The 2696-nt window shown below is 71.6% G+C and carries 4 protein-coding genes; 2 read left to right on the top strand and 2 right to left on the bottom strand.

The features are described from left to right. The coding region (locus VFL64_RS19400; protein WP_489542027.1) for an ATP-binding protein at positions 1-1198 on the top strand (1198 nt) is incomplete at its 5' end. Here the strand turns inward: VFL64_RS19400 and VFL64_RS19395 are convergent. After that, positions 1180-1890, bottom strand: coding sequence for a hypothetical protein (locus VFL64_RS19395; RefSeq protein ID WP_489542026.1), 711 nt, complete (start codon positions 1888-1890; stop codon positions 1180-1182). The two genes, VFL64_RS19400 and VFL64_RS19395, sit on opposite strands and share 19 nt — an antisense overlap. Before the next feature lie 203 nt (positions 1891-2093). Then, complete coding sequence (locus tag VFL64_RS19390; protein ID WP_489542025.1) at positions 2094-2306, bottom strand: hypothetical protein; 213 nt, start codon at positions 2304-2306, stop codon at positions 2094-2096. A gap of 163 nt (positions 2307-2469) precedes the next feature. Here VFL64_RS19390 and VFL64_RS19385 point away from each other — a divergent pair. Further along, positions 2470-2696, top strand: a 227-nt coding sequence (locus VFL64_RS19385; protein ID WP_489542024.1) for a hypothetical protein, incomplete at its 3' end; no start/stop codon positions are given.

Raw genomic sequence — 2696 nt, 5'->3', positions numbered from 1 at the left:
GGCCGAACGCAGCCTGGTGATGCGCGGGATGATGGTCAACTACCTTGCGAGCGACATCGCGAGCTCGGTCGCCGTGCTGGAGCGCCTGCCCGCCGAGGAACGGGCGCAGTGGCTGCCCAAGCTCTCGCGGCGCAACTACCGGTTGAGCCTCGACGTCACGCCGTCTGCCCCGGCCAGCTCGCGCCTCGCCGATTCGGTGGCGCGCGAGCTGTCGCAGGCCTTCGGCGCCAAACGGCCCATCCAGGTCGTCGAGGGCCACACGTCCGCCACCGCCTTGCGCGCCCTGCTCACCCTCGCCGACGGCACGCCACTCGCGGTGGAACTCGACGAACCGCGGCTGCGCATCTCGCCCTGGGCCTGGGCCGCGCTCGCGCTCCAGCTGGCACTGCTGATTGCCTTGAGCGCGTGGGCCGTGCGCACCGCCACCTCACCGCTGAAGCAACTCGCCGACGCCGCCGATCGCCTCAGACCCGACCAAGCCGCGACGCCGCTCACCGAACACGGCCCGAGCGAAGTGGCGCGCGCCGCCGCCGCCTTCAACCGCATGCAGCAGCGCATCGACGTCCACCTCGCCGAGCGCATGCACATCCTCGCCGCCGTCTCGCACGACCTGCAGACACCCATCACCCGCATGCGCCTGCGCGCCGACCTGCTGGACGACAGCGCGCTGCGCGACAAGCTGCACGCCGACCTGGCCCAGATGCAGGCCATGGTGGAAGAAGGCATCGCCTACGCGCGCTCGGCCCAGGCCGCACAGGAGCCGATGCAGCGCACCGACCTGCAGGCGCTGGTGCACAGCATCGTGCTCGACTACACCGATGCCGGCCTGGCCGTGCAGCTCACCGAAGCCGCCGCGCTGCTCGCCGACACCCGGCCGCAGGCGCTGCGCCGGCTGCTCGCCAACCTCATCGACAACGCGCTCAAGTTCGCCGGCAGCGCCGAGGTGCGCCTCACCTCAGACCCGAAGGGCTGGACCCTGCAGGTGCTCGACCGCGGCCCCGGCATCCCCGTCGACCAGATCGAGAAGGTGTTGCAGCCCTTCGTGCGCCTCGAAGACTCGCGCCACCGCAGCACCGGCGGCACCGGGCTGGGCCTGGCCATCGCCCATCAGCTGGCCCAGGGCCTGGGAGGGCAGCTGCAACTCGCTGCGCGTGAAGGCGGCGGCCTCGACGCGCGCTTCTATCGCCCCTCGGTGTAAGGCAGCAGCGCCTTGGCCGCCTCGATGCGCAGGGCCAGTTCGACCGTCTCGTCGCCCATCACCTGCAGCAAGAAGCGCTTTGGATCGAGGCCGGAGCTTGCTGGGCCGGCCGCATCGTTGCGCTTCGACTCACGCACCGGCACGGCCGGCTTCAAGCGGCCGCATGCCGCGGCCCAGGCCGGCGCCGAGATGCTCGCCAGGTGGCTCAGCAGATCGGCCTGGCCTTCGGGGTTGGGCGGGGTGTCGAGCCAGGGCGTGTCGGCGAAGACGGGCGCCAGGTCGGGCGCGACGAAGGCCGACCAGTTGCCGCTGTGTCCCTGCTCGGCCGGCACCCGCGGCGCATGCCGTGGCGCTGCGCCGTCCACGGCGGGCCACAGCCGCACGCGCGTGGCAGCCACCTCGGCCAGGTAGCGCTGGCGCAGCGCGTCGAGGAACACACGCCCTTCGGCCGGCGGCACCGCCGCGGCCAGCGAGAACCACAGCTGCAAGCCGTCGGTGCCGGACACGGCAATCGCCGGCGCCGGCAACTCCAGGTCGGTCTGGACACCTCGCCACACCGCCGCGAGCGCCTCCCAACTCGCCGGCTGCGTCAGTTCCAGCACCAGCGCGCGCACCGCGCCGTCGGGGCCGATCAGATCCTCTGCCGAAGGTGGCAGGTACAGGCGTTGCAACTCGGACGACAAGCGGTTCATGGCGACGACAGGGCACGGCTGGAAGAAGCGCAGAACTCTACCCCTGCCTCGCCATCGACAGCGTCCCCCTTTGACCGGGCCGGGCGGCGCCGCCATCGGTGCGGCGGTGGGCGCCACGGTGGGCGCCCTGTCTCGAGCGGGCCATTCCCGGAGACTCCGACCGCGACGGCCGCTGACGCCTCGCAACCGGTTCTCGAAGGGCGCTACGGCGCCCTCTTTTCGTGGGCCGGCGAGGCCAGCAGCAAGCCCGCGTCGAAGCCCAGCAGCACGCTGGCCAGCTCCAGGCGCTGCCACAGGGCCGGGCGCATCTGCATCACGGCCTCGGGCGTGCGGGCCTGGGCCACCCAGGCGCGGATCTCGGCATGCTGGTCGGCCGTGAGCAGGTGCCGGGCCAGCATCTCGTCCAGGGTCTGCATGGGGCGTGCCTCCTTGCCATCGATTGAGCAAATCTCGGGCCTGCAGGCCCCGCAGGGTCGCTCGTGAAGCGGCCCGGATCGGCCCCTATTCCGGGCATCGCCCCGGCATGGCCGCAGGAACATGGGCACGACGGGCACACCCCGCTGCCCCCGGAGACCTGCCGTGTTCCGCGACCAATCCCAGCTTCGTGACCAGATCGTCTTCCTGCAAGTCGCCGACAGCCACCACATCGGCATGAACGCCAGCCTCTACCTCGCTGCAGCGCGCTCGGTGCGCGAGATCGTCGAGCGCGAACTGGGCGGGCTGCAGATGCGCGAGTTCGCGCTGGACGACGTGCCGGTCCTGCAGACCACGGCAGAGAACATCTACTTCGAGAGCCACGGCCGCTT

It is taken from the genome of Rhizobacter sp. (genome assembly GCF_035702065.1).
Lineage (GTDB): Bacteria > Pseudomonadota > Gammaproteobacteria > Burkholderiales > Burkholderiaceae_C > Rhizobacter.
This window is presented reverse-complemented; position numbering and strand designations above follow the sequence as displayed.

Bases quoted from the DNA above. Each gene is read 5' to 3' on its own strand.
- VFL64_RS19395 (WP_489542026.1), bottom strand. From the start codon at position 1,890: ATGAACCGCTTGTCGTCCGAGTTGCAACGCCTGTACCTGCCACCTTCG.
- VFL64_RS19390 (WP_489542025.1), bottom strand. From the start codon at position 2,306: ATGCAGACCCTGGACGAGATGCTGGCCCGGCACCTGCTCACGGCCGAC.